The organism is Candidatus Planktophila sp., assembly GCF_036734405.1.
Classification (GTDB): Bacteria; Actinomycetota; Actinomycetes; order Nanopelagicales; family Nanopelagicaceae; genus Planktophila.
Genome location: NZ_DAIMYR010000001.1, coordinates 153,977 through 175,406 on the forward strand (window position 1 = coordinate 153,977; position 21,430 = coordinate 175,406).

General features: G+C 45.9%; 12 protein-coding genes. 5 read left to right on the plus strand and 7 right to left on the minus strand.

The genetic code is table 11. The features are described 5' to 3' along the window. Nucleotides 1–11: 11 nt before the first annotated feature. Complete coding sequence (locus tag AC9UC2_RS00765; RefSeq protein ID WP_509524085.1) at nucleotides 12–656, minus strand: VOC family protein; 645 nt, start codon at nucleotides 654–656, stop codon at nucleotides 12–14. Nucleotides 657–983: 327 nt separating this feature from the next. Here AC9UC2_RS00765 and AC9UC2_RS00770 point away from each other — a divergent pair, with 327 nt between their 5' ends. Together AC9UC2_RS00770 and AC9UC2_RS00775 are read left to right on the plus strand one after the other, a co-directional pair. Then, nucleotides 984–1,235: a type II toxin-antitoxin system Phd/YefM family antitoxin gene (locus AC9UC2_RS00770; protein ID WP_509524087.1), complete on the plus strand. Its 252-nt coding sequence runs from the start codon at nucleotides 984–986 to the stop codon at nucleotides 1,233–1,235. An 11-nt stretch (nucleotides 1,236–1,246) separates the two neighbouring features. Beyond that, on the plus strand, nucleotides 1,247–1,540 hold the full coding sequence (locus AC9UC2_RS00775; RefSeq protein WP_509524089.1) for a type II toxin-antitoxin system RelE family toxin: 294 nt from the start codon (nucleotides 1,247–1,249) through the stop codon (nucleotides 1,538–1,540). 79 nt (nucleotides 1,541–1,619) lie between these two features. Here AC9UC2_RS00775 and AC9UC2_RS00780 read toward each other — a convergent pair whose 3' ends face one another. Both AC9UC2_RS00780 and AC9UC2_RS00785 read right to left on the minus strand, forming a co-directional pair. Next, a complete protein-coding gene (locus tag AC9UC2_RS00780) occupies nucleotides 1,620–2,969 on the minus strand; it encodes a hypothetical protein (RefSeq protein ID WP_509524091.1) in 1,350 nt (449 codons plus the stop codon). Between the two features lie 179 nt (nucleotides 2,970–3,148). After that, nucleotides 3,149–6,193 carry an NHL repeat-containing protein gene (locus tag AC9UC2_RS00785; protein ID WP_509524093.1) on the minus strand — a complete coding sequence of 1,015 codons (3,045 nt, stop codon included), beginning with the start codon at nucleotides 6,191–6,193 and terminating at the stop codon, nucleotides 3,149–3,151. Nucleotides 6,194–6,358: 165 nt separating this feature from the next. Between AC9UC2_RS00785 and AC9UC2_RS00790 the strand changes: the two genes are divergently transcribed. Together AC9UC2_RS00790 and AC9UC2_RS00795 are read left to right on the plus strand one after the other, a co-directional pair. After that, nucleotides 6,359–7,000, plus strand: coding sequence for a response regulator (locus AC9UC2_RS00790; protein ID WP_509524095.1), 642 nt, complete (start codon nucleotides 6,359–6,361; stop codon nucleotides 6,998–7,000). Then, complete coding sequence (locus AC9UC2_RS00795) at nucleotides 7,001–8,689, plus strand: sensor histidine kinase (RefSeq protein WP_509524097.1); 1,689 nt, start codon at nucleotides 7,001–7,003, stop codon at nucleotides 8,687–8,689. It abuts the gene before it with no gap. A gap of 8 nt (nucleotides 8,690–8,697) precedes the next feature. Here AC9UC2_RS00795 and AC9UC2_RS00800 read toward each other — a convergent pair whose 3' ends face one another. From AC9UC2_RS00800 to AC9UC2_RS00810, 3 genes are all read right to left on the minus strand, one after another. Further along, complete coding sequence (locus tag AC9UC2_RS00800) at nucleotides 8,698–9,861, minus strand: DNA polymerase III subunit delta' (protein WP_509524099.1); 1,164 nt, start codon at nucleotides 9,859–9,861, stop codon at nucleotides 8,698–8,700. Nucleotides 9,862–9,864: 3 nt separating this feature from the next. Next, on the minus strand, nucleotides 9,865–11,976 hold the full coding sequence (gene tmk / locus AC9UC2_RS00805; protein WP_509524102.1) for a dTMP kinase: 2,112 nt from the start codon (nucleotides 11,974–11,976) through the stop codon (nucleotides 9,865–9,867). A 64-nt stretch (nucleotides 11,977–12,040) separates the two neighbouring features. Beyond that, complete coding sequence (locus AC9UC2_RS00810) at nucleotides 12,041–17,494, minus strand: OmpA family protein (RefSeq protein WP_509524104.1); 5,454 nt, start codon at nucleotides 17,492–17,494, stop codon at nucleotides 12,041–12,043. A gap of 289 nt (nucleotides 17,495–17,783) precedes the next feature. On the opposite strand from AC9UC2_RS00810, the gene AC9UC2_RS00815 reads away from it, so the two are divergent. After that, complete coding sequence (locus AC9UC2_RS00815) at nucleotides 17,784–18,539, plus strand: helix-turn-helix transcriptional regulator (protein ID WP_509524107.1); 756 nt, start codon at nucleotides 17,784–17,786, stop codon at nucleotides 18,537–18,539. A 110-nt stretch (nucleotides 18,540–18,649) separates the two neighbouring features. Here AC9UC2_RS00815 and topA read toward each other — a convergent pair whose 3' ends face one another. Beyond that, the gene (gene topA, locus AC9UC2_RS00820) at nucleotides 18,650–21,430 is read right to left on the minus strand and encodes a type I DNA topoisomerase (protein ID WP_509524109.1); all 2,781 of its coding nucleotides are present in this window, start codon (nucleotides 21,428–21,430) and stop codon (nucleotides 18,650–18,652) included.

A 21,430-nucleotide genomic window follows, 5' to 3' on the forward strand; every position in this document is an offset into this window, starting at 1 on the left:
CCACCTAGTTTTCAATCCAACCGCACAACGCCACCAGGTGTCGTCAGATGAACAGCAACAATTCCATACTCACCATCATTTGTTGATGGGTCAATAAACTCAATATCTGCGCCATTCAATCCATCAAGGATCTCTGACTTAAACCAAGAATCACCTAAGTGATCTGTATCTGCGATCGTAATCTTTTCTATTGCAGCAACAGCTTTCCCATCTTGTGATGGGTGATCAGCTGTTAACCATTGGATGAAGAATGGGAGTTCGCGAGAATCGGTAATTTCATTTACTCCGATTTGCTTCCACTTAAGATCAGTGCCGTCCGGGCGTGTGCGGTGACCTTCGATTGCGCTGCGTCCGAACTTCTCTTCAACATTTGAAATATCTTCAGTTGCAAAAACCCAAGTGAGCCAACCTCCGCCTTCTTGTGCTTTCTTGCTAACAGCTTTGCCCCAAGGAGTTTGCTCTGTTGCAGGGTGATCTAGTGGGCAGACAACTTCGATGTATTGGCCGTTTTGAAGAGGCATTGTGAAGTTGCGAGTGCCAAAGCGTGGGTGGACTCCGCCATCAACAAAGGTGCTGCCTAGGCGAGCGCCAAGGCGTTGAACGGTGTCAGCGAGCTGATCATGGGAGGTTACATATGAGACATGGTCTAAGCGCATGGGGAAATCTTGCCCTATGAAAGGGGGTGGTGATTACCACTGGCGAGCGTGGGGTGGGGGGTTTTGAGCGTGGGGTGTGGGGTTGGTTTGGGGTTGGGGATAAGTGTTTGAAGCTGTCGGTGGGCGGTGAAAAGGTCCGGGAAAAGAACGAGACCGCCACCGACTTTCGTCAGTAGCCGGCGGTTGAGGCGTTGAGAGACGGTTCAGGTGCTTGAAGGAACTATCGGGCAAGGACACACATTTAGTACTCATTAGGAGGGAAAAGGGAGGCACAATTGCATAGGTCCAAATTTAGGGCTATATTTAGGTCAAAATTAGGGGGCAATCATGGAAACTATCTTGGCAACTAAAACTACGAGCATTTCGGAGTTCAAATCGAATCCTGCGGCAGCTGTAAAAAAGGCGGGTAAAGAGCCATTTGCGGTGTTGACTAATAACAAGCCCAGTTTTTATGTGGTTGAACCTGAACTATTTGAAGCGCTCTCTGAGCTTTACTTCGAAATGCAGGCGACCCCACTTATCAAGAAGCGTCTTGCTCGACTGGAAAAGGCTGTTCCTGTCAACATTGATGATCTGTAGAAATTTAAGTTTTGTACAAGCTTAAATTTGATCCAGATGCACTAAAGGAGTGGCACGCACTTGATGGCTCAGTCAGAGCAGAACTTAAGAAGGTGCTGACAAAAAGATTAGTTGAGCCAATTATTGAAAGTGCGCGACTTCATGGGCACTTAAATGATTGTTTCAAAATTAAGTCGAAAAGCAGCGGCTATCGGCTTATTTACACCGTCAATAAAAATGCTATTACTGTCATTGTTTTATCAGTGGGAAAACGAGACAAAATTGCAGCTTATAAAAAAGCAAGTAACCGAAAAAATCGTGAATGATTTAGCGGGCTAAAACACACATCAAAGCTTCAACAGTGAGCAATGGGGCAGGGTTGTGGATCACGTTAGATCTAAGCCATTAAGGAATCAGGACGCCGTAGCCGATTGATTCAATGAAGGTTCCATAGGTGGCGTTGGCCTTTGCAATTGCTGCGTTCTTGGCATCAAGTGCTGCTTCGTTGGCTTTGTCTTTAGAGCCTGTATAAATCGCGGTGAGTGAATCAAGCATTGCAGGAAACTTCCTAACTTCATCGGCCTCTTGTTCTCGCAAGACAGCCCTAGCCGCGAAGTAGTCCTTCATACTGATTGACCCTCTGAAGTATTCCCTATCAAGATCTAGGTTCCTGTACATGTACCTGAACCGAGTATTCCATGTACCTTCACTTCGAAGATAACTCACAAATTGCAAGTTCTCTACTAAGTCTTTTGCATTCTGAATCTTTGCCAGTTCATATGCACTCTCGGCAGCAGCAGTTGCTGTAGCAAGTGTCGCTTTGGCTGCGCTGACTACAGCTGCGGTGCCTTCGTTACTGTCTGAGCTTTTATCAATGTTGGTTAAGTGATTTACTGTCACCGTTACCGAGCAAGTTGCCATTGTTCCGCTTGGGGCAGTTGTTTCTTGGTCCCAACCTGCGCCGTTAAAACCCTTAACAGTTTTTGCAAGTGAAGTTTGTGGGACTCCATCAATGATTGGAGTAAATACGTAGATGCCTGGCTTATATTTTGCTGTTGCGTCTCCTTGGATAACGCCATCGATGATGTAGCCGGATCGGTATTCACCTGCCATACATAGCAAGTTGCCATTAGAGAAGATTAATTTAGGTGGAGTAAGAGTTGTTAAGAATTGGATCGCTTCTGGTTCATACTCAACGACGGGTGCCACGGGGGCTAGATCGCAGTCAGTGCGCGCAGTTGGGCTAAGTGAAATTGTGTTACTGCTCGAATAACGAGTTGTTCCATAAACTTCGTCTCCAATATAAGAGGATTCAATCCCGAACCCAATGTACGCACCACTACCATCAGTAGAGTCGTGATTAATTCCAAAACCATTTCGGTTCCAACCAAGATCTGAGTAGCTAGCTCTTTGAAATACTGTTGGTGCAGTTCCGTTCCAGACAAAGCTGTATGGCGGCTGTGAGCCAAAGGCGTATGTTCCGTTTGAAATCGAACCAGCTTCAACTGTTGGATAGATACTTGAATTCACTTTGAAATCGCTTAACGTGTAGGTGCCTGCGGCTGCTGTGACTCCGTCATGGCTACCGTCAGTTAGAAAGTTACCTGTGGCTTTATTGTCCATGTTCCATGCCCAGCAAACTCCTGTGACTGCTGCACTTGCAGGTGCTGCAACGCCAATGCTTAAAAGCGAGGCTGTTAGAAGTAGAACCCACGCTAAGAGCGCAGATTGAATGCGTGAAAAGGAAATACTCATGAATTGACCGTGCTCTCCGTTAATTTGCCGGAGGTCGACGAATACTGCAACTGTAGGGGTGAGACAGGGTCAGCGTGTTATAAAAAAGTTAATTTTAGGATTTATCTTGCTAGGACGCACATCAAAGCTTCAACAGTCAGCAAAGGGGCTGCGCTGTGGCTCAAGTTGGTACTAAGCCACTAGGGGATTAGAACCCCATAGCCGATTGATTCGATGAAGGTTCCGTATGCGGCGTTGGCCTTTGCAATCGCTGCGCTCTTGGCATCAAGTGCTGCTTTGTTGGCAGCAACTTGTGCGGCAGCTGCTGCAGGTTGGCTGGCTCTGTAGTCGGCGGCAGATTTCTTTTGCGCGGCGGTCATGACTTTTAGCGCCGTTGATTTGTCCGCAATCATTTTTTTGTTGGTTGCCGCTGATTTAGGTTGGGCATTTATGCGAGCCACGGTGTCGAAGTAATTAGTGCGAATCGCGGCGATCTCTGTGCGCCAGTTAGCGCGGTTATCTACAAGAGCCTTCTGGTAAGCCTTTGAGTTAGCGCTTAAGGCTGCTGCGTATGTGGCATTGGCTGTTGCTATGGCTGTTGTTTGGGTGGAAAGTGCTGAGCTGCTTGAAGTTGCATTGTCACTGCTCTTGTCGGTGTTGGTAACTCCGTTTGCACTGACAGTGACAGAACACGAAATCATTGCACCACTTGGTGTTGTAGGAAGATTCCATGATGCCGTTGATACTGCAGTTGTTACTGTAAGTGAGCTTTGTGTGATGCCGTTGATAAGCAGGTCATAGGTGAAGGTAGATGGCGTAAAGAGAGCTGTGGTGCTTCCTTGAACAACACCATCGAGTGTGTAGCCGGCGTTGTATGTGCCAGGTGTGCAGATCAACTTGCCATCTTTGAGGTTTAACTTTGGTGTTGTTAAAGTTTTTAAGTATGGCACTGGTTTTGGTGCAACGTAAACAACAACTGGAGCCGGTGGTGCTGACGTTGTTGGTGCCGGAGAGAATACAAACTCAACGGTCGCGGTTGCGGTCTCATTAGAACTATCTGTAACTGTAAATCTGGTGGTAGTGGTTCCGGCGACAGTCGGTGTTCCACTAATGAGGCCTACTGTTGAAAGAGATAGGCCAGCGGGTAGTGCGTAATTTGAGGTGACGGTGATGGTTTCCGTACCAGTTCCTCCCGTAACTGTGAAGCTCGCTGGATCAATTGGTGTGCCAACGACTCCTACGACCTGTCCTGGTCCCGTGATCCCCAGAGGCTGGCTTGGAGGTGCAATCAGTAACTCGGGTAGTGCGTAACGAGTAATTTTTGCCTCAGTCCAGTCGGGATCAACTTCTCCCAAAAAGCCTATGAGAAGAAGAAGTCCAAGAGCGCCTCGTGTAGGTCGTGTTCCACTCAAAACAACTATCTTCCCAGTACTTGTTCCCTGCAATTGGTTAACAGCACCTAGATCCCCGTTAACAGCATCTGGCTCCCAGTTATACGGAAGGAAAACCTCGCCACGAAATGATCCTGAAGGTGAAAGTGCTTTCACGCTTGGCCCTTGATGCACTTCTTGCTGGCAGTAATTACCCGCAATTATTCCGATACTGGATTGATGTGTAATGCTATTTCCAAGTAATGCAGTGTTAAAGCACTGATCAGAGACTACAGGACTTAAGTTACTTGATTCTAAATCACCAATAGTTCCTAAAAAATCAGTATCGAAACTTCCATCCAAATTGATCCGAACCACGAAACCAAAGAAACCATTAGGACCAAAACCTGCAAGAAATGTGCCCGACATTATGAATCCTGAGGAACCATCTGGCGCCAAATCTGTGACAAAAAAGTTAGGCAAAATAAACTCATCATCAAATAAATTATTTTCAGTTGGTGGTACAAAATACAGATCGATATCACCGTCTGCTTCGAGTCGTATCAATTGACTAAAGAACCCGTCAAGCATGTCAAATGTCGGCCCGGTGAATGCGATTACGTAACCAGTGTCGCCATCTGCGATTATCTGAAGGCTTCTAACGTCAGTCCATAGAGACTGTGGATCACTTTCACTTGTAGGGCTAAAGATTAGTGGAGGACTTAACTGAATAAATGCTGTACCAGATTCGCCGAGTTCGCCGAAAGTTTCGTCTGCCACTCCAGAAGAAGTAAATCTTTGTACTAAAATTTCAAATTGACTGTCATTCGAAAGGCTAGCAATCACAATTTTGCCTTCCGCATCTACGGCGAAGTCAGTAAAAAGTGCCTCTGGGAAGGACTCGGACTGAGGCTCTAAGCTCCCGATTACCCCGTCACCAGCAAATGTTGAATCGATGGTTCCATTGCTATGGTAACGAGCTACAAAATTGTGGTAAGCCCCAAAACACTGGCCTTGAACATCGGTACCAGATAGCAAAACTAGTATCTTGTCGCCAGAAACAATCTCTAAATCAACTCTTTCAGAGAAGCCATAACAACTGCCGGTGGTTGTTACCAGAACGTGTGATTTTGGCGTGTCATCTACATCTTTTCGTAGTGAGGGACCACCGACTCCAAAGCTGTTGTCATAGTCACCATCCTCCTCTAAGCGAAACAAGATGTGATTATCGACATGATCTGCGTCATAAAAAGACGCGAGAACAACAATTCGATCTTGAGAATCAACAGCTATGCGATCTATCTTTATGGGCCCCACTGCTGTATTACTATCATTCAGAGGCTCTGCACCAAAGATATCCTTTATATTGAATGATCCATTTGTGCCAAAGTTTTCATCTAAGTAGTTTGCAGCGTCACCTACTATAGGATAAAAATATGCAGTGACTTCTCTAGTACCAGTGACTTCTCCAGAACCATAGTCGTCCACTCTGGAAGCGCCTGCAACAGTAAAAGAAAAATACTCATCGACGCCATCAAATGTATATCCCGATTTCGGTGTGATGATAATTTTAGCTACGTAACTAGTTAAGCTTTCAAAGTTGCCAATAAGCGGGCCATCAATGTTTGACCAAAAAATTTCTCCTGTGTATTGATCATTAACGGTAATAAACCGCACTGGCGTCTCTCCCGCCACCGGAGGAGTTACACCCGGGATTGCAGATAATGAAATAGGTAGTGGATCACCATTCGCGCTTGAAGGTGCAGGTGGCGCAAATAGTGTCACAATCAAAGTTGCTACTAGGCAGGTGATTATTCGCGTCTTTATTGCAACAAAAGAGAACGACCATCGTGTGCTGGCGTGCTTTTGAACCACTGATGCATCTCCTATGTAGGTAGATACAAGGGTGAGGGGAGTCGGTTGTGATTTCCTATTGTGGGTTGGGATAGACAACTCTCATGGGTTGGGATTTACAACCAAATCAACCGTTGATTTCGGTTAAGGCTTAACGAGATAGCCATTAACTGTCATCATTGGCATATGAGAAATGCGCGATTGATATTGGTTGAAGATGACCCTTTTACGCGCGCAACCCTGGGTGATGCTTTGGCGTTGCATGGCTTTGATATTCGCGCACGGGTAGCAACGGCATTTGATGCGATTGAGGCACAAAGAATTCATAGCCCTCAGGTTGCCTTGCTAGATCTAGACCTTGGTGTGGGGGCATCTGGAATTGATGTGGCAATTGCACTTCGAGAACAAAACCCCACAATCGGTATTGTTTTTCTGACAACTTATAAAGATCCGCGGCTGATTAATTCAAATATGCCTAATTTGCCAGAAGGTGCAATCTTCTTGAATAAACTCGAAATGAATTCAACTTCAAAGATTGCGATTCAAATTTCTTTGGCAATAGTCAAGCCGCTGGCCCGGCGGGCATTGCCGTGGGTTCGTAGCGGACCGCTCAGTTCTATGTCTGCGGTTCAAATTGAAATCTTAAAAGATATTGCTTCGGGTTTGAGTACAACAGAGATAGCCCGTACGCGCGGTGTATCTGAACAAGCGATTGATAAATCAATTAATCGAATTTCCAAGAATTTAGGGATCCCAAAGTCTGCAGATTCAAATATGCGAGTCCAAATTGTGCGGGCGTACTTTGAAAACAAGGGCCAAGGTATTTAAGTGAAGAGAACGCCTTGGATTTCATGGAGGCTGTATTTCTTAACAATTCCTGTTGATGTATTCGTTCTTCTATTATCCAGTGACCACACCATTACAGACTTGAATGGTGCTTCACGATGGATGCTTGTTTCCCTTATTGCGCATGCCTCTATTGCACCTATCGTTGCCATTGCGCTCATCTTTACATCAAAAGTTAGTAGCTGGAAAACAGAACTGCTCGCTTTGGTCGTTCTCGGAGCGGCCCGTGGAGTCGCAATAAATGTGGCAATTAGAATTCTAGATTTGGAGCAGCGGGTTCCTTCGTTGTATAAAGTCTTTAACTCCGCGATTTCTCTTCCTGCGTGGTTTATCGGCCTTGCTGTCTTTGTGGAATCACGTCGCCAGTTTCAAAGAGAGTTTGAGGCACTTTTCTTGCGAGCTGTGCGTAAAGAGCAAGCAACTGGTGGGCAACAGAGCCTTCTTGTCGGTGAGTTACGGACAGGAGAACAGATTGCGCACCTTCAATCTTTGGCCGCGAGTTTGGCAAGTGATATAAAAAGAGCATTAGATCTGCCAACAGCACAGCTTGATTTTGCACAGCAAGCAGGCAAGATTCAGGATCTAATAAATAAAGAGTTGCGCCCAACTAGCGCGCAATTATGGAATAACTCAACTTTATCAACACCCAAACTTTCTTTTTCTGCGTTGCTTCGAATTTCACTTCTTGAGCAAAGATTAAAGGTCGTCTTGGTGGCCTTGCTCACTAGCCCTTACATCTTCATTGGTCTCAATGGCTCGCAGGGTTGGAAGTTCGCAGCGGTCGGAACTCTTTTTGCGACTACCGCAAATATCGCAATCTACTTTTCCTGTGAAGCACTTTTCAAGATTGGTTTGATTGATCGCAAATCAACAAATATCGCAACAATTGGTTTGAGCTTTTTACTTCAGTTACTTGCCATTCTGTTTGTTATTCCGGGTACTCTGTTTTGGACAGATAGCGTTATAACCACATTTTTATATCAATTTCTCCTGACCTTTAACCATGTTGTGATACTTCTAGGATTCAATATGTATAAGGTACTGGGGCAGCAAAGATCAGCTGTGCTGAAGCATTTTGAGCACATACTTAACAGGAAAGAAATGCTTCCTATTTTAAGTTCGGACTTAAGTGCCATTAGAAATATTGATCTTGCTCGGTATCTCCATGGTGAATTTCAGGCTGGATTAATTGCAACAAGCTTGTTGCTTGAGCGTGCATCAGAAACGGGAGATACTGACTTGGCGCGTCATGCGTTAAGGAGCGCGGTAGATATTCTTACGCAAGATCATGTGCAGTTATCACAAACAAAGACCTCTTCTCCTGTGGCAAGACTTGAAAAGATTGCCGCTGGTTGGCGAGGAATTGCCACTGTGACTTTTTTAGTTGATTGGATTGAAGGGTTAGAAGCGTCCGAAGTAAATGATGCCATTGCATTAATTGATGAAGCTGTAGCAAATGCTGTGCGTCACGCCAAAGCAAGTGCGATTTCAGTCAGTGGTTCTCTAGAAGGCACTGAGTTAAATATCCAGATCCTTACCGATGGCCGGATGATGACTCATAACGCTGCAGGGCTAGGTACCAAATTGTTTAATGAGCTAGCAAGTAACTGGGAGTATTCGAAACAAGGTGAACTCAATCTGCTGAAGTTCAGAATCCGACGCGCTGTTTAAGTTTTGAGTTATCTTGCTAAAACGCACATTAAAGCTTCAACGGTCAGCAGTGGGGCAGCGTTGTGGCTCAAGTTGGTTCGCGCATCCATGATCGCGTTGATCTTCTTGATGGTGGATTGTGGCTTGGACTTTTCAGCCAAGGTTCTGATCTCGGTTTCTAACTCTTTGTTAATTAGTGCGTCATTGGTGCCTGCTTGCACCATCATGACATCGCGGTAGAAAGTAGCAATATCTAGCAGTGCTGCATCTAGACCATCGCGGATCATGCGGGTTTGGCGGGTCTTTTGTTCTTTCTCTAAATCTTTAATTGCCTTGCTGCCACCGGTTGCCATGCCGCGGCCAGTTGCGCCTTTGCCATAAGCAAGTGAAAGATCATCTACTTCTTTTTCATTTCGCAGTTCTGCTGCATTTGTTGCTTGCTCTGTTGCAAGATCAACCAAAGTTTGTGCTGCGGCAAATGCTGAAGAGATTCCTTGCAGCGTTAGTGGCAACTTCATAATTGTGTTTCTTGTGTTGCGCACTGATTCATTGTTTGCAAGATAGCGCGCGCGACCAATGTGGCCTTGTGAAACGCGTGCGGCAAAGTCTGCCATGTTGGGTGAAATGCCATCGCGGGTTTGTAGAACTTGCGCCACAGCTTGTGTTGATGGTGTGACTAGTTGCAGGTGGCGACAACGTGAGCGGATTGTTGGAAGAACATCATGTAGTGTTGGTGCACACAAAAGCCATACGGTTCTGCTGCCAGGTTCTTCAATTGCTTTTAGTAACGCGTTCGCTGCAGATTCGGTAAGTCTGTCGGCATCTTCCATGACAACTACGCGCCAGCCACCCATTGATGGTGCCCAGGCAACGCGAGCTAACAGTTCTCTTACTTCATCAATTTTTATGGAAAGACCTTCGGTGCGAATTATTTCAACATCGGGGTGTGCGCCATTTGCTGCGGATTTACATTCGTTACATGTTGCGCAACCGTTGTTGGTGCAAATCAATGCTTGAGCAAAAGCAACTGCAGCAGATGATCGACCGGATCCTGGTGGGCCAGTAAAGACCCACGAATGTGTCATTTCTTGTGTTTCTTCGCCTGTGCGCGTAGCAAGGACAGCCTTTTGCAGGATTTCAACAACATGTTCTTGGCCCACTAGATCGGCGTAGACGCCCTGCAAAGTCGGCATTTCTTACTTCTTTACGGCTTTTTTGGCAGTGGTGCCGGTTTTCTTAACTACTTTACCAGCTGCGCGAATTGGGCGAAGTAAAAGATTGCCTTTATCTTCGTGTGCATTGCGCTTAAGTGTTTGGATTTGGCTAACGCGAGAAATGATTGCGGTATGTGTATCTTCGATGGTTTGGTTGCCATCGATGATGACGTAGCGTTCGGGGTCAAGGGCAGCTAACTGTAAGAACTCTTGGCGAACGCGTTCGTGGAAATCAATTGGTTGAGATTCAAGACGATCTTTGCTCTTTAGGCGCGCAAGACCAATCTGTGGTGGCAGATCAATAATGATTGTAAGCGTTGGGAAAAGAGATTCAGTTGCCCATCTAGAAATACGTGCAACTTCGCCGGGTTCTAGAACACGGCCTGCACCTTGGTATGCAATCGATGAATCAAAGTAGCGATCACTGATTACAACTTCACCGCGGGCTAATGCTGGGCGGATAACGCTGTACACATGGTGGGCGCGATCTGCGGCGTAAAGAAGAGCTTCGGCACGGGGGCTGATTTCTCCTGTTGAATGTGAAAGAAGAATCTTGCGGATTTCAATTCCTAGATCGCTGCCGCCTGGTTCGCGGGAAAGAACAACGGTTTCACCTTCTTGTTCTAGCCACGCTTTAAGAAGTTTGCTTTGTGTTGATTTACCGATTCCTTCGCCGCCTTCGAATGCGATGAAGATTCCCGCAGTTGGTGCACCGGTAATTGAACCAAGTTCGCCCTTTAGTGCATTTGAAATATCAGACCACAGTGAAACATTCGGGCGGTCCTTCATTTGTTTGTAGGAAACGAGACCAATAAGGGATGCGATGATTCCGGCAAACAAAATTGTTACTGCCGCGCCGTTATAACTGATTTGTGTGTTTTGAAACTTGAAGGTGTGTTGGCCAACGGCTGCGGCGATTAGTGGGGCGACTGCAAGAACGCCGACTAAAACCACGCGGATCAGGCTTTGCACGAAGGCAAAGGTGCGGCCGCGGACATCGTCTGCGACCTCCATGCCAAGCATGGTGAAGCCGGTAACCCAACAGATTCCGCTAAATGCGCCCAAGATGATGACGATAAAGACTGCAAGGACCAGGTTAGGAATTGCAGCAAGCGCGACCAGAAAAAGGCCGGCGGCGGTGAGTGATGCACCGAAAAGTCTGCGACGAGAAAATTGAGCAAAGATTCTTGGGCCAAATGCGATTCCGGCTGCAAGGCCAGTAAAGACTGCGCCGAACAAAACACCGTAAGCAGCTTCGCCGCCGCCTAAGTCGCCAACGAATGTGCGAGCCAAGCCAATGACTGCGCCAGCTGCAACGAATGCGCCGACCATTCCGACGATTAGGCCGCGAATAATTTTGCTGCCTGATACAGCTTTCCAACCGTCGTGCAGAGATTTAAGGATTCCGGTGTCTGCCGATTTCTTTTCTGCGGCGCCTCGTGGGATTTCGCGTAATCCCCAGATAGTAAATGCGGCGAAAGCAAATGACAGTGCGTTTGCATACAGTGCAATATCAACAGCGGTTGTGCTTATCTCGAAAGCGGCGTTGATTGCGCTGGTGAAGAGAGAAAGGAAGGTAAAGATCAATGCAGCGATTGGTGCGGTTCCGTATGCGGCCAGTAATGAAACTTGGTTTGCGTTTTCTAATTTTTCGCGGGGGACGAGATTAGGAACTGATGCATCTTTAGCGGGGGACCAAAACAAAGTTATGCATTCGACCAAGATCATTGCGGTGTAGAGCCAGAAGTAATTATTTGCAATCGGGATCGAGATATAGAGCGCTGCGCGCAGAATGTCGCAATTGACCATTAACTTGCGGCGATCTAATTTGTCGGCGATTACGCCGGCGATTGGGCCAAGGAAAACTGCGGGTAGCAATCGAGCGATGAAGACACCTGCGATTGCAAAGTTTGCAGTTGCGTAATCACCGCCAGAAAGTTGTTGCGCCATCGCAGTAGTTGCAAGAAGGCCGAGCCAATCTCCAAGGGATGAGAAGACCATGGAGTTCCACAGCTTGCGGAAGGGCTTAATCGCAAGGACGCTGCGAGTTACATCCTGCGCCGGAGCGGCAGGGGTAGGGAGCGTCCTTGGCATGGCGGTAAGTCTATCTCCAGGCTCAGAAAGGGGCAGAACCCCCTGATTTCAGAGACTTTTCCCTCTAGTAGACGCCAACCTCTGCACGTCGGTTAGAAGCTAGTGCGGCTGCACTCTTGCCCCTCACAGCTGGCTTAGTTGATGCGAATGCACCGATCGTGACCTTGAGTCCAGGCACAAGTTGCTTCAAATAGTTAAAGGTTGAGTTTGAACGATTTCTTGAAAGAACTTTGTTATCAACGCCTCCACGCAAATCTGTGTGGCCGTTAACAACAATATTCTTAAAGCCCTGCTCAATAATTACCTTAGCGATAGCTTGAATATCTGCCTTGTCCTTAGCATCCAAATTGAACTTGTTGGTATCGAAGTAAACGACAAGTGCAGTGATCGGTTTCCTTGGCGCTGTGTACCTGGCTGATATGACAGGAGCAACAGTCTCATCATTACCTTTTGCAAGGACCTTGACATCAGATTTTGGTCCGATTAGTGCTGGTGTTGCACAAGAAGTTGCTGATGTAGAGCAAATACTTCTTCCGCCCAAAGTGACTTCATAAGAAATTGCGTTTGGTGATGCTTTCCAAGAGATGGTGCTTTGACCTCGATTGTTTGGAGTAGTTGTTAGTGCCACAGCCGGCAATGGAAGAACGGTAACTGGAACGACAATCTGCTTTTCTTCTCCTTGATCAAGTACCTTAACTAATACTTGTGTCTTTCCAGAGAAACCAAGTTTTGGCTCAACGGATACAGATGAACCATTAGTTGTTGCAGTAGTTAATCCACTACCTACTGCAAGCACACTAAGAATTACTGAAGAAGTCGTGTTCGTAATTGGCTGTGATGCCTTGGTGTCAGATGGTGTGACAATCGGCGTCGCTTGCGGATCAATAATTATTGATTCAACAGTGATCTCAACCTCGGCTTCGATCGGTTCAAACGAAGGATCAGTTGGTGTGAAGAGAACCTTTAGCTTGTGCTTACCTGGAGCAAGGATTGTTCCTGCAGGTGTTAAGTACTTATAGGCTCCCGGCACGCTTCCAACTGCATTGAGTTGTGTGTTTCCTAATGGCGTCCCCTTCTTAATCGGTGCAGGATTTGCCCAAGTAAGGGTTGGAACATCGCGAACTAGAATTTCGACAGTTGCGCTCACAGCCTCGTAAGTACCACTTTCGAGTGGTGTGAAAGTTACATTCAACTTTTGAACTCCAACTGAAAGCATCTGGCCACTCATTGGAAGGTAGGAATATGTACCAATCAATCGTGGCGCGGTTGCTGATAGTTGGTCAGCAGACTTTGGATCCAAAATCGCTGCGGTAACTGATGTTGGCAAAGTTGCGATCGCATTGAGTTGAGTTGCAGACAACAATGTCTTGTAGCGAATTGGAAGTGGGTTCTTCCAAACAATCGCTGGTGTGATCTTTTGCAACACCACAGGTGAAGGCGTTTGCGTAGGAGTTGGTGCAGGTGTAGAAGATGGTGCAGCAGAAATCACAAATGTCTGTTGTACCTGAGCAGCTGGGTTAAAGTTGCTATTTCCAGATTGGTTTGAGTTAACAACACAAGTTCCGGCTGTTAAAGCACGAATTCGCCCTGAAACGATTTCGCAAATTCCAACCGATGAAGCATCTATTGAAAGAGTGACGGTTAGTCCTGTCCCGTCTGTTGACGAAACTAGATCTTGGTTTGCATCTCCAATAGTCATTGGATTTAAGGCCGTGAAGGCAATTGTCTGATTCTTTTTACCAATATCGAAAGAAACAACAGTTGATTCAGCGTTAATATATTTATCTCCGGTAATTGATACTTTGACTTTACAAGTTCCAGCACCGACGAATCGGGTGGTGCCATTAGCATCGACTTCACAACCCACGGAGGATGGATCTAGTGAATAGGTCTTGGCGTCGTTATCGCCTTCAGATGCCAAACTCTTAAGAGTTGGTGGAGTGAGGCCCCAGTTTGCGTAACCGTCCGTTACGTAGGATTGTGAAAAACCAGCATCCGTACTGCTCTTCATCTCGATTGTGCGGGTTTCCTTAGAAATAGTGAAAGATTGAGTGACCGGATCGGCAGGGTTGTAACTTCCATTGCCCGCTTGCGAAGCTGTTAATGTACAAACGCCTGCGGTCAGCATGGTAATTGAAAGTGTGTTTGCTGCCACAGTACAAATACTTGGTGTATTTGAAGTTAGCGTAACTGTAAGGTCACTGGTTGCTGTAGCCGTTTCAGTAAACGAAGTAGGTGAGTAGTTTCTATTGCTAGGAGCCGCGAATGAAATAGTCTGTGCCAACATGCTATTGATTGTCATTGTCGCGGTTGCAGTTTCTAACAAATAATTTCTATCTGCCGCTTTTACAGCCTCAATAACGCAGGTGCCATCAGAACCTGGAGTTGTTATTTGTGCAGATGAAATTGAACATACGACTGTTCCACTGCTGTATGTGTAGGAAACAGCTCCTGTACCTGAACCGCCAGTTGTTGAGAGGGTATAGGGCGTGCTTCGACTTAAATTTCTATTGGCAAAAGTTAGTGCGGCTTGTGCAATCTTATCTATCGTATAGGTGCCTGCTACATAGGTGATTGCGTAATCAGCAACATCGCCTATTGAGAATACGGCTGCCGCTGGCGTAATTGAGTAAGTACCTACTTGTGTCGGAATTGTTGTTGAGGGACCGTATGAAGGTGTGCTACCTGTACTTTGGAATGTGTATGTAACACCTGAAATTTGATGTCCGATTAAAGTTCCAGAGGTCTGCTGGAAGGTAAAGCTTGGATCTGTGGCCAAATAATTCTTTGACTTGTTGTCTGCCGTTAGGGTTATAGCAACTGGAGATGCAGTAACAAAACTTACGATACTTCCGTTGACAGTACTGTTGCTATTAGTTGCTGAAATTCTGTAGTAATAAGTTGTTCCAGCCGTTAATCCCGTTAGTGGAAAATTGACAGAATTATTGTCAGAAGCCAACGGCGATTGAATAGCAGTAACCGTTGTATTGCCTGATGACAGGTTTGAGTTAGTTGAATAAGTGAAGGTAGCAGCTGTATCTGTACTTCCTCCAGTGGTTACTGCTCCGTTCAACGTTGCCGCAGTTTTGGTAATGTTAGATGCTGAATTTGTTTGAACTGTCGGTGCAGCTGGATTTATTTCAAATTGCTGCGAAACAGATGCAGCTGGAGCAAAAGTTGTGTTACCGGCCTGCGAAGCTGTGATCACACATGTTCCCGCCGTCACAAATGTGACTACCCCTGTACTCGCATTTACTGTACACACACTAGTTGTTTCAGAAGTATAAGTAACCGCCAAATTAGAGCTAGCTGTCGCTGCTACTGTATAGGTGCCATTTGCTATGTAATTTTGATTTGTGAGTGCGTTAAATGTAATTGTCTGAGCGGTTGTGCCTGTTCTAAACGAAAGGATACTTCCTGTCACATTTTGAACGCTTCCACTTGTGTATGTAGCTTCAATTCTGAAGAAATAGGTGGTGTTGTTAGTCAATCCGGTCTGTGTCCAAGCCACATCAATAGGATTTGCTCCCGATAGGGCTACTTTGACATTCGTTTCTTTGCCATCTTCATCGAGCTCGTAGAGAATCCTTGATGTACCGCCCGAAAGATTGCTGTTGGTTCCATACAGGAATCGAACCTCTGTGATTGATTGAAGGTTTGGATCGATGGTTCCGTTAAGGGTCGCAGATGTTGTTTGAATAGCACTTGCATTGACCGTTGTGGCATTAGCTGGGCTCGCAGGTTCAATCAGAGTAAAGCTAACAATCTCACCCGGGTAACGAACTCCACTCTTAACAGCAACAATTCGATACCAATAGGTAGTTCCAGATGTTCCGGTGAAATTGCTTGTAAATGCTGTTGGATCGCTTCCCGAAACCGTGTTCGATGAAGGTGTAATAGTTGTATATCCGGCTAAAGATGAATTAGTAGCCCACTCAAATTGATAGGTCGGCGTTTGACCATTTCCGTCCACAGTTCCGTTTAGGACAGCGGTCGTTGTTCCAATGGCTGTTGCACTAAAAGTAACCGCTACAGGGTTCAGGGTTGTTGTAGTTGTTACTGTTGTTGTTGGCACACCTGAGCCATTATTAGTTACGGTTGCGCCTGAAATAGCTGATGAGGAAGCACCAATAATTTGCGAACCGGTGTAAGCAACTGCTGTATTTGTGAATGTTGTGGAGTTTGTCTGTGGTACCAACATCGTATATGTCAAAGACAAGGGTGAGCCATTAGCTACAGTGAACGGTCCAATAAAGTGAAGCGGCTGGGGATTCATTGAACTTTCAGTTGAAAGCTTTACCGGATCAGGAATCACCGTGGAGCCGATCTTTGCTGAACCTGTTTTGAATAAAACCCCAGATCCCGGTGTATCAACAATTTGATCCACTCGACCGGTACCAGATGAGTTTGTGACGGTTACGGTGTAATTAATTCTTGAATAAACAATATCGCTAATAGTTTCGGTCACAACAGGATTTGGGATTGTCGCCGACTTAGAAACGCTCAAGGTGATTGGCGCCGCTGTTGTGTTGATGGTTCCAGAGCTGCTGCCATTAACATCTGTATGTTTAATCTGCGTACCGCTTGAAATCTGGGCGATTGGATTGATTGTTGTAGATGTGGCAGCACGTGAAATTACACGGAATTTATAGACATTTTCATAAAATCTCTTTGAGTCGAGAGCGTCCGCCGTTGTTTCTTCACCAGTAAATGATGTGTCGCTGCTTGGTGTGATTGATGGAGTTACTAGCAAACGTTCATCATAAATCCAAACTTTGTTATTTCCGTTTGCTGCTATTTGATTGTTGTTTGCAATCTTTAGTTTTACAGATTCCAAACGCAAAGAAGTAGTTGGAAATGTTGAAAATGCCGCAGGTGAAAACCAAAGAATTTTTCCCACGTCGGCACTGCCTGCACCAATCACACCGGCTGCACCTGTAACCGTTACAGTCACAAGAGAACCGATACTTGGAGTGGAGGCATCAACAGTTACTGCGGTAACTTTGTTTGCTGCCGCTTTAATGGTTTCTGCAACTTTAGTAAATGCAAAGTCACATTGAGATAAAGCTGCTGCACTGACCGCATCTGGACGACCGGCATAAATTGATACCGTGTGTGTCTGTAATGACTTTGTTGATGTATTTGCCTTAACTAAAAAGTAAACGGTTCTTGTAGCTCCATTTGCTACATCTGGAAGAGGTGATGAGTTGTCGATCAATTGTTGGTTGGCGTCTGCACTGTTGGCTAGGGAAACTACGTTGCCTCTAAAATTGGTAAGCGAAACCCAATATCCACTTAGGGCGCTACCTGTGTTATTAGTGATTCTGTAGCCAACGTATGCGGCATCAATTCGTGGCGAAACACCTGTATCGATGTACATAACTTTTCCATGGCTGGGGGTGATCGTTATGTTGGTGCTTGCTTTTGTGTATCCGGAGTCCACACAAGCTGGAAGGGCAACTGCATTTGCTGCCGTTGGAAGCGAGAAGGTCAGTGGAATGGCAGCAAGTAGACCCAACGATAGGGCCGAAGCTGAGACCAGACTCGTAATTTTCTTCAGTAAAGATGCCAATTTATGAACCGCCCTAAAACTCCATCAGCTTTGGACAGACGCCCAAAATCACCCTTTTGCTCAGGAGCACGCTCCTTTCGCCTGCGTAAAGTCTCAATTAAGGGCGAGGTGATGGGGTGATAAAATCGGTCAGAATGCGGGCATAATTAGGTCATATTTGAACTATCGGTCCAGTCATGGCCTATTCGCAGGCCCACCGCTTATTAGTTGGTAAAAAAGTAGAAAGGAGGGTGAAATGCCTAATACAGCAGATGCTACATCCCTTATGGACTCAGTCTCTGATCTGAGTTTGTATCTAGCTCGCCAAGAGGTTACGCCCTCGCTACTTTCCCAATACCTTGTTTTGAAGACTCTTACACCACTTGGCGCAAATCAAATTTTTCTTTCGCAATTACATCCTGATGGAATGGTTCGACCTATTGACTCCTTTGGATATTCAGAGGAGCAAATGGATGGCTGGAAAGAGTTTCCACTCAGTGAAAAACTCCCTATTTGTGATGCGATTCGAAATGATCAACTTGTTTGGATTGCAGATCATGAAGATTGGGAACGAGATTACCCAGAGCTTGCCCAGTATCCAGGTAACCATGATTCAAAAACCTTTATTGCAATTTCAGTAGATATATTTGGAGCGCCCGCGGGTGCACTAGGAATCATGTCTCGCCTACAAGTTCGTCCAACACCTGAACTAGTCTCATTTGTTGCAGCCATCGGCGGAATGGTGGGCTTGTATCTTTCGCGTGTTAGCCATGGTCGTTTTGCGCAAGTTGTTCGAGGTAATGAAGGTGCAAACGGTGAGTTCTTATCTCCTCGTCAAATGCGAATTTTGGATTTAATGGCGCAGAGTTACACAAATCCACAGATTGCAAAAGATCTTGGTTTTAGCGAATCAACTGTGCGTCAAGAAACAATGCGCATCTACCAAATTTTGCAGGTTACTGGTCGTAGGGGTGCGATCAAAGAAGCACAGCGGCGCAATATCGTTAGCTAATTGAATCTTTATTAGCGAGCTGCGAGAAGTGCAATTCCGATGGCAGAAACAGCCATCAAGAAAAATGAAAATAGAAACATGTATAAACGAGTCTTTTTCATTGCATCAACCTATTCCTTCGCAGCGGCTTTCTTAGCTTTGCCAGTTGCTGCTTTCTTTGCAGCTTTCTTGGTTGCAGCTTTCTTAACAACATTTTTTGTAAGGGTTGGAGCGGTGTCGCCCTTCTTAGGTTTTGCTGCCGCCTTTTTGCGTGACTTCTTTGGTGATGGGCCGTTTTCTGCTTCCCATGCACGGCGTCCTGCCAATAATTCAAGTCCGCGTTCTAGTGTCATACCTTCTGCGGTATCACCACGGCGAAGCGTTGCATTTGTTTCGCCATCAGTGACATACATACCAAAGCGACCATCTTTAATGATCAAAGGCTTTTGTGTTTCAGGATCCATGCCAAGTTCTTTGACCGGTGGCTTTGCGACACCGCGGCGGCGTTCCTTTGGCTTTGAATAAATTTCAAGTGCTTCATCTAAAGTCATTGTGAACAATTGTTCTTCAGATGTCAGTGTGCGTGAATCTGTGCCGGCTTTTAGGTATGGACCGTAGCGACCATTTTGCACAGTGATGTCATCACCGGCGCTGTTTGTACCTAATGTGCGGGGCAGTGAAAGCAGTTGCAACGCATCTTCATAAGTAACGGTATCTAAAGTCATTGTTGAAAGAAGCGACGCTGTCTTAGCTTTAGGTGCATCGGCTTTCTTCCTTTTCTTCTTTCCAGACGCAGTTAATTCGACTGGTACTTCTGGCAAAACTTCGGTGATGTAAGGACCAAAGCGTCCTGACTTTGCAATGATCGGCAAATTAGTAACTGGATCAATACCAAGTTCGCGCTCACCAGAAGGGGCTGCTAATAATTCAATTGCTTTAGCAAGAGTTAATTCATCCGGTGCTAAGTTTTCTGGAATGTTTGCAAGTTTGCGCTCTTCGCCCTCTTTGTTTTCTTGCAGATAAGCACCGTAGCGACCAACGCGAATTTCGATTTCGGGGGACAGGTTCATGGTGTTAGTCGCGCGAGCGTCAATAACGCCTAAATCTGCTGATAATTCATTAAGGCCAGGCTGGCCATCTACACCGTAGAAGAAGTCGGTAAGCCAATCAACGCGGCCAGCTTCACCGGCTGCGATCTTGTCTAGATCTTCTTCCATGCTGGCGGTGAATTCGTAATCAACCAACTTTGTAAAGTGAGTTTCAAGTAATCCAGTAACAGAGAAGGCAAGGAAAGTTGGAACCAATGCACGGCCACGCTTGTATACATATCCGCGATCCTGAATTGTTTGAATGATGGATGCAAAAGTTGAAGGCCGACCAATACCTAGTTCTTCTAGTTTTTTAACCAGGGTTGGTTCGGTGTAACGGGCAGGTGGCTTGGTTTCGTGACCTTCGCAGGTGTATTCGTTGACTTTTACTGATTGACCAACGGTCATCGCAGGTAAGCGCTTGTCTTCTGATTCTTCATCTTTATTTTCATCGCTTACAACGTCATCGTAGGCAGCAAGGAAACCCGGGAAAGTAATAACTGAACCGTTTGCGCGGAAGATTGTTTTCTTGCCATCATTTGTTGTTGCGTCAAAATCAACACGCATCTGCATCTTTTTAGCATCTGCCATTTGGGAAGCAACAGTGCGCTTCCAGATTAAGTCATACAGAGCAAATTCATCACGTGAAAGTTCGGGTGCTAATTCACCTGGAGTCTTAAAGATGTCTCCAGCTGGGCGAATCGCTTCGTGGGCTTCTTGTGCGTTCTTAGATTTTCCTTGATACACACGTGGTGCATCTGCAACATGATCTGCTCCGTATAGAGCTTTAGCAGCGTTGCGTGCTGCGGTGATTGCTTGTTGTGACAAGTTAATGCTGTCGGTACGCATGTAGGTGATGTAACCGTTTTCGTACAAACGTTGTGCAACGCGCATTGTGATTTGTGCGCCCCAACCAAGTCGGCTACCTGCATCTTGTTGCATTGTCGATGTTGTAAAAGGTGGCTTTGGTCGTTCAGTGCGTGGGCTTTCTTCCATTGATTTAACGGTTAAATCGCTGGCTTTCAGGCTACCAACTAAGCCTCTTGCCCCTGCTTCATCTAGTAAAAGAATATTGGCAAGTGATTTTTCTTTGACTGCGCCATCTGCGCCAAAATCTGAAGTTGCTGCAACTTTCTTGCCATCTACTTCTAGCAAACGTGCGTTGAAACCAAGGGCTGTAACTGCGGCCAAGTCCCACCAAGCACTAGAAATAAAGGCCATGCGTTCGCGTTCTTTTTCAACAATTAATCGTGTAGCAACTGATTGCACGCGGCCAGCAGAAATACGTGGCATGACTTTCTTCCACAACACTGGTGAAAGTCGGTAGCCGTAAAGGCGATCCAGAACGCGACGAGTTTCTTGCGCATCGATCAAGTGATAATCAAGATCGCGAGTGTCTTCTACTGCTGCTTGAATTGCTTCTTTAGTGATTTCATTAAAGACCATGCGCTTGATTGGAATCTTTGGTTGCAGAACTTCAACTAGGTGCCAAGCAATTGCTTCACCTTCGCGGTCTTCGTCCGTTGCCAGAATTAATTCTTCGGCATTTTTCATTAACTCTTTGAGCTCTGCAACCTTTGCTTTTTTGTCAGGATTTATGACATATAAGGGTGCGAACTCATTTTCAATATCTACGCCTTCTTTAGCCCAGGCGATCTTTTTAAATTCCTTTGGAATATCTGCTGCGCGTTGTGGCAAATCGCGGATATGACCGACAGATGCCTCGACGACATAACCGTCGCCGAGGTACCCACCAATTTTTCGAGCCTTAGCTGGTGATTCAACAATCACAAGCTTAATTAGGTTGGTCTTAGCCTTTGCCAT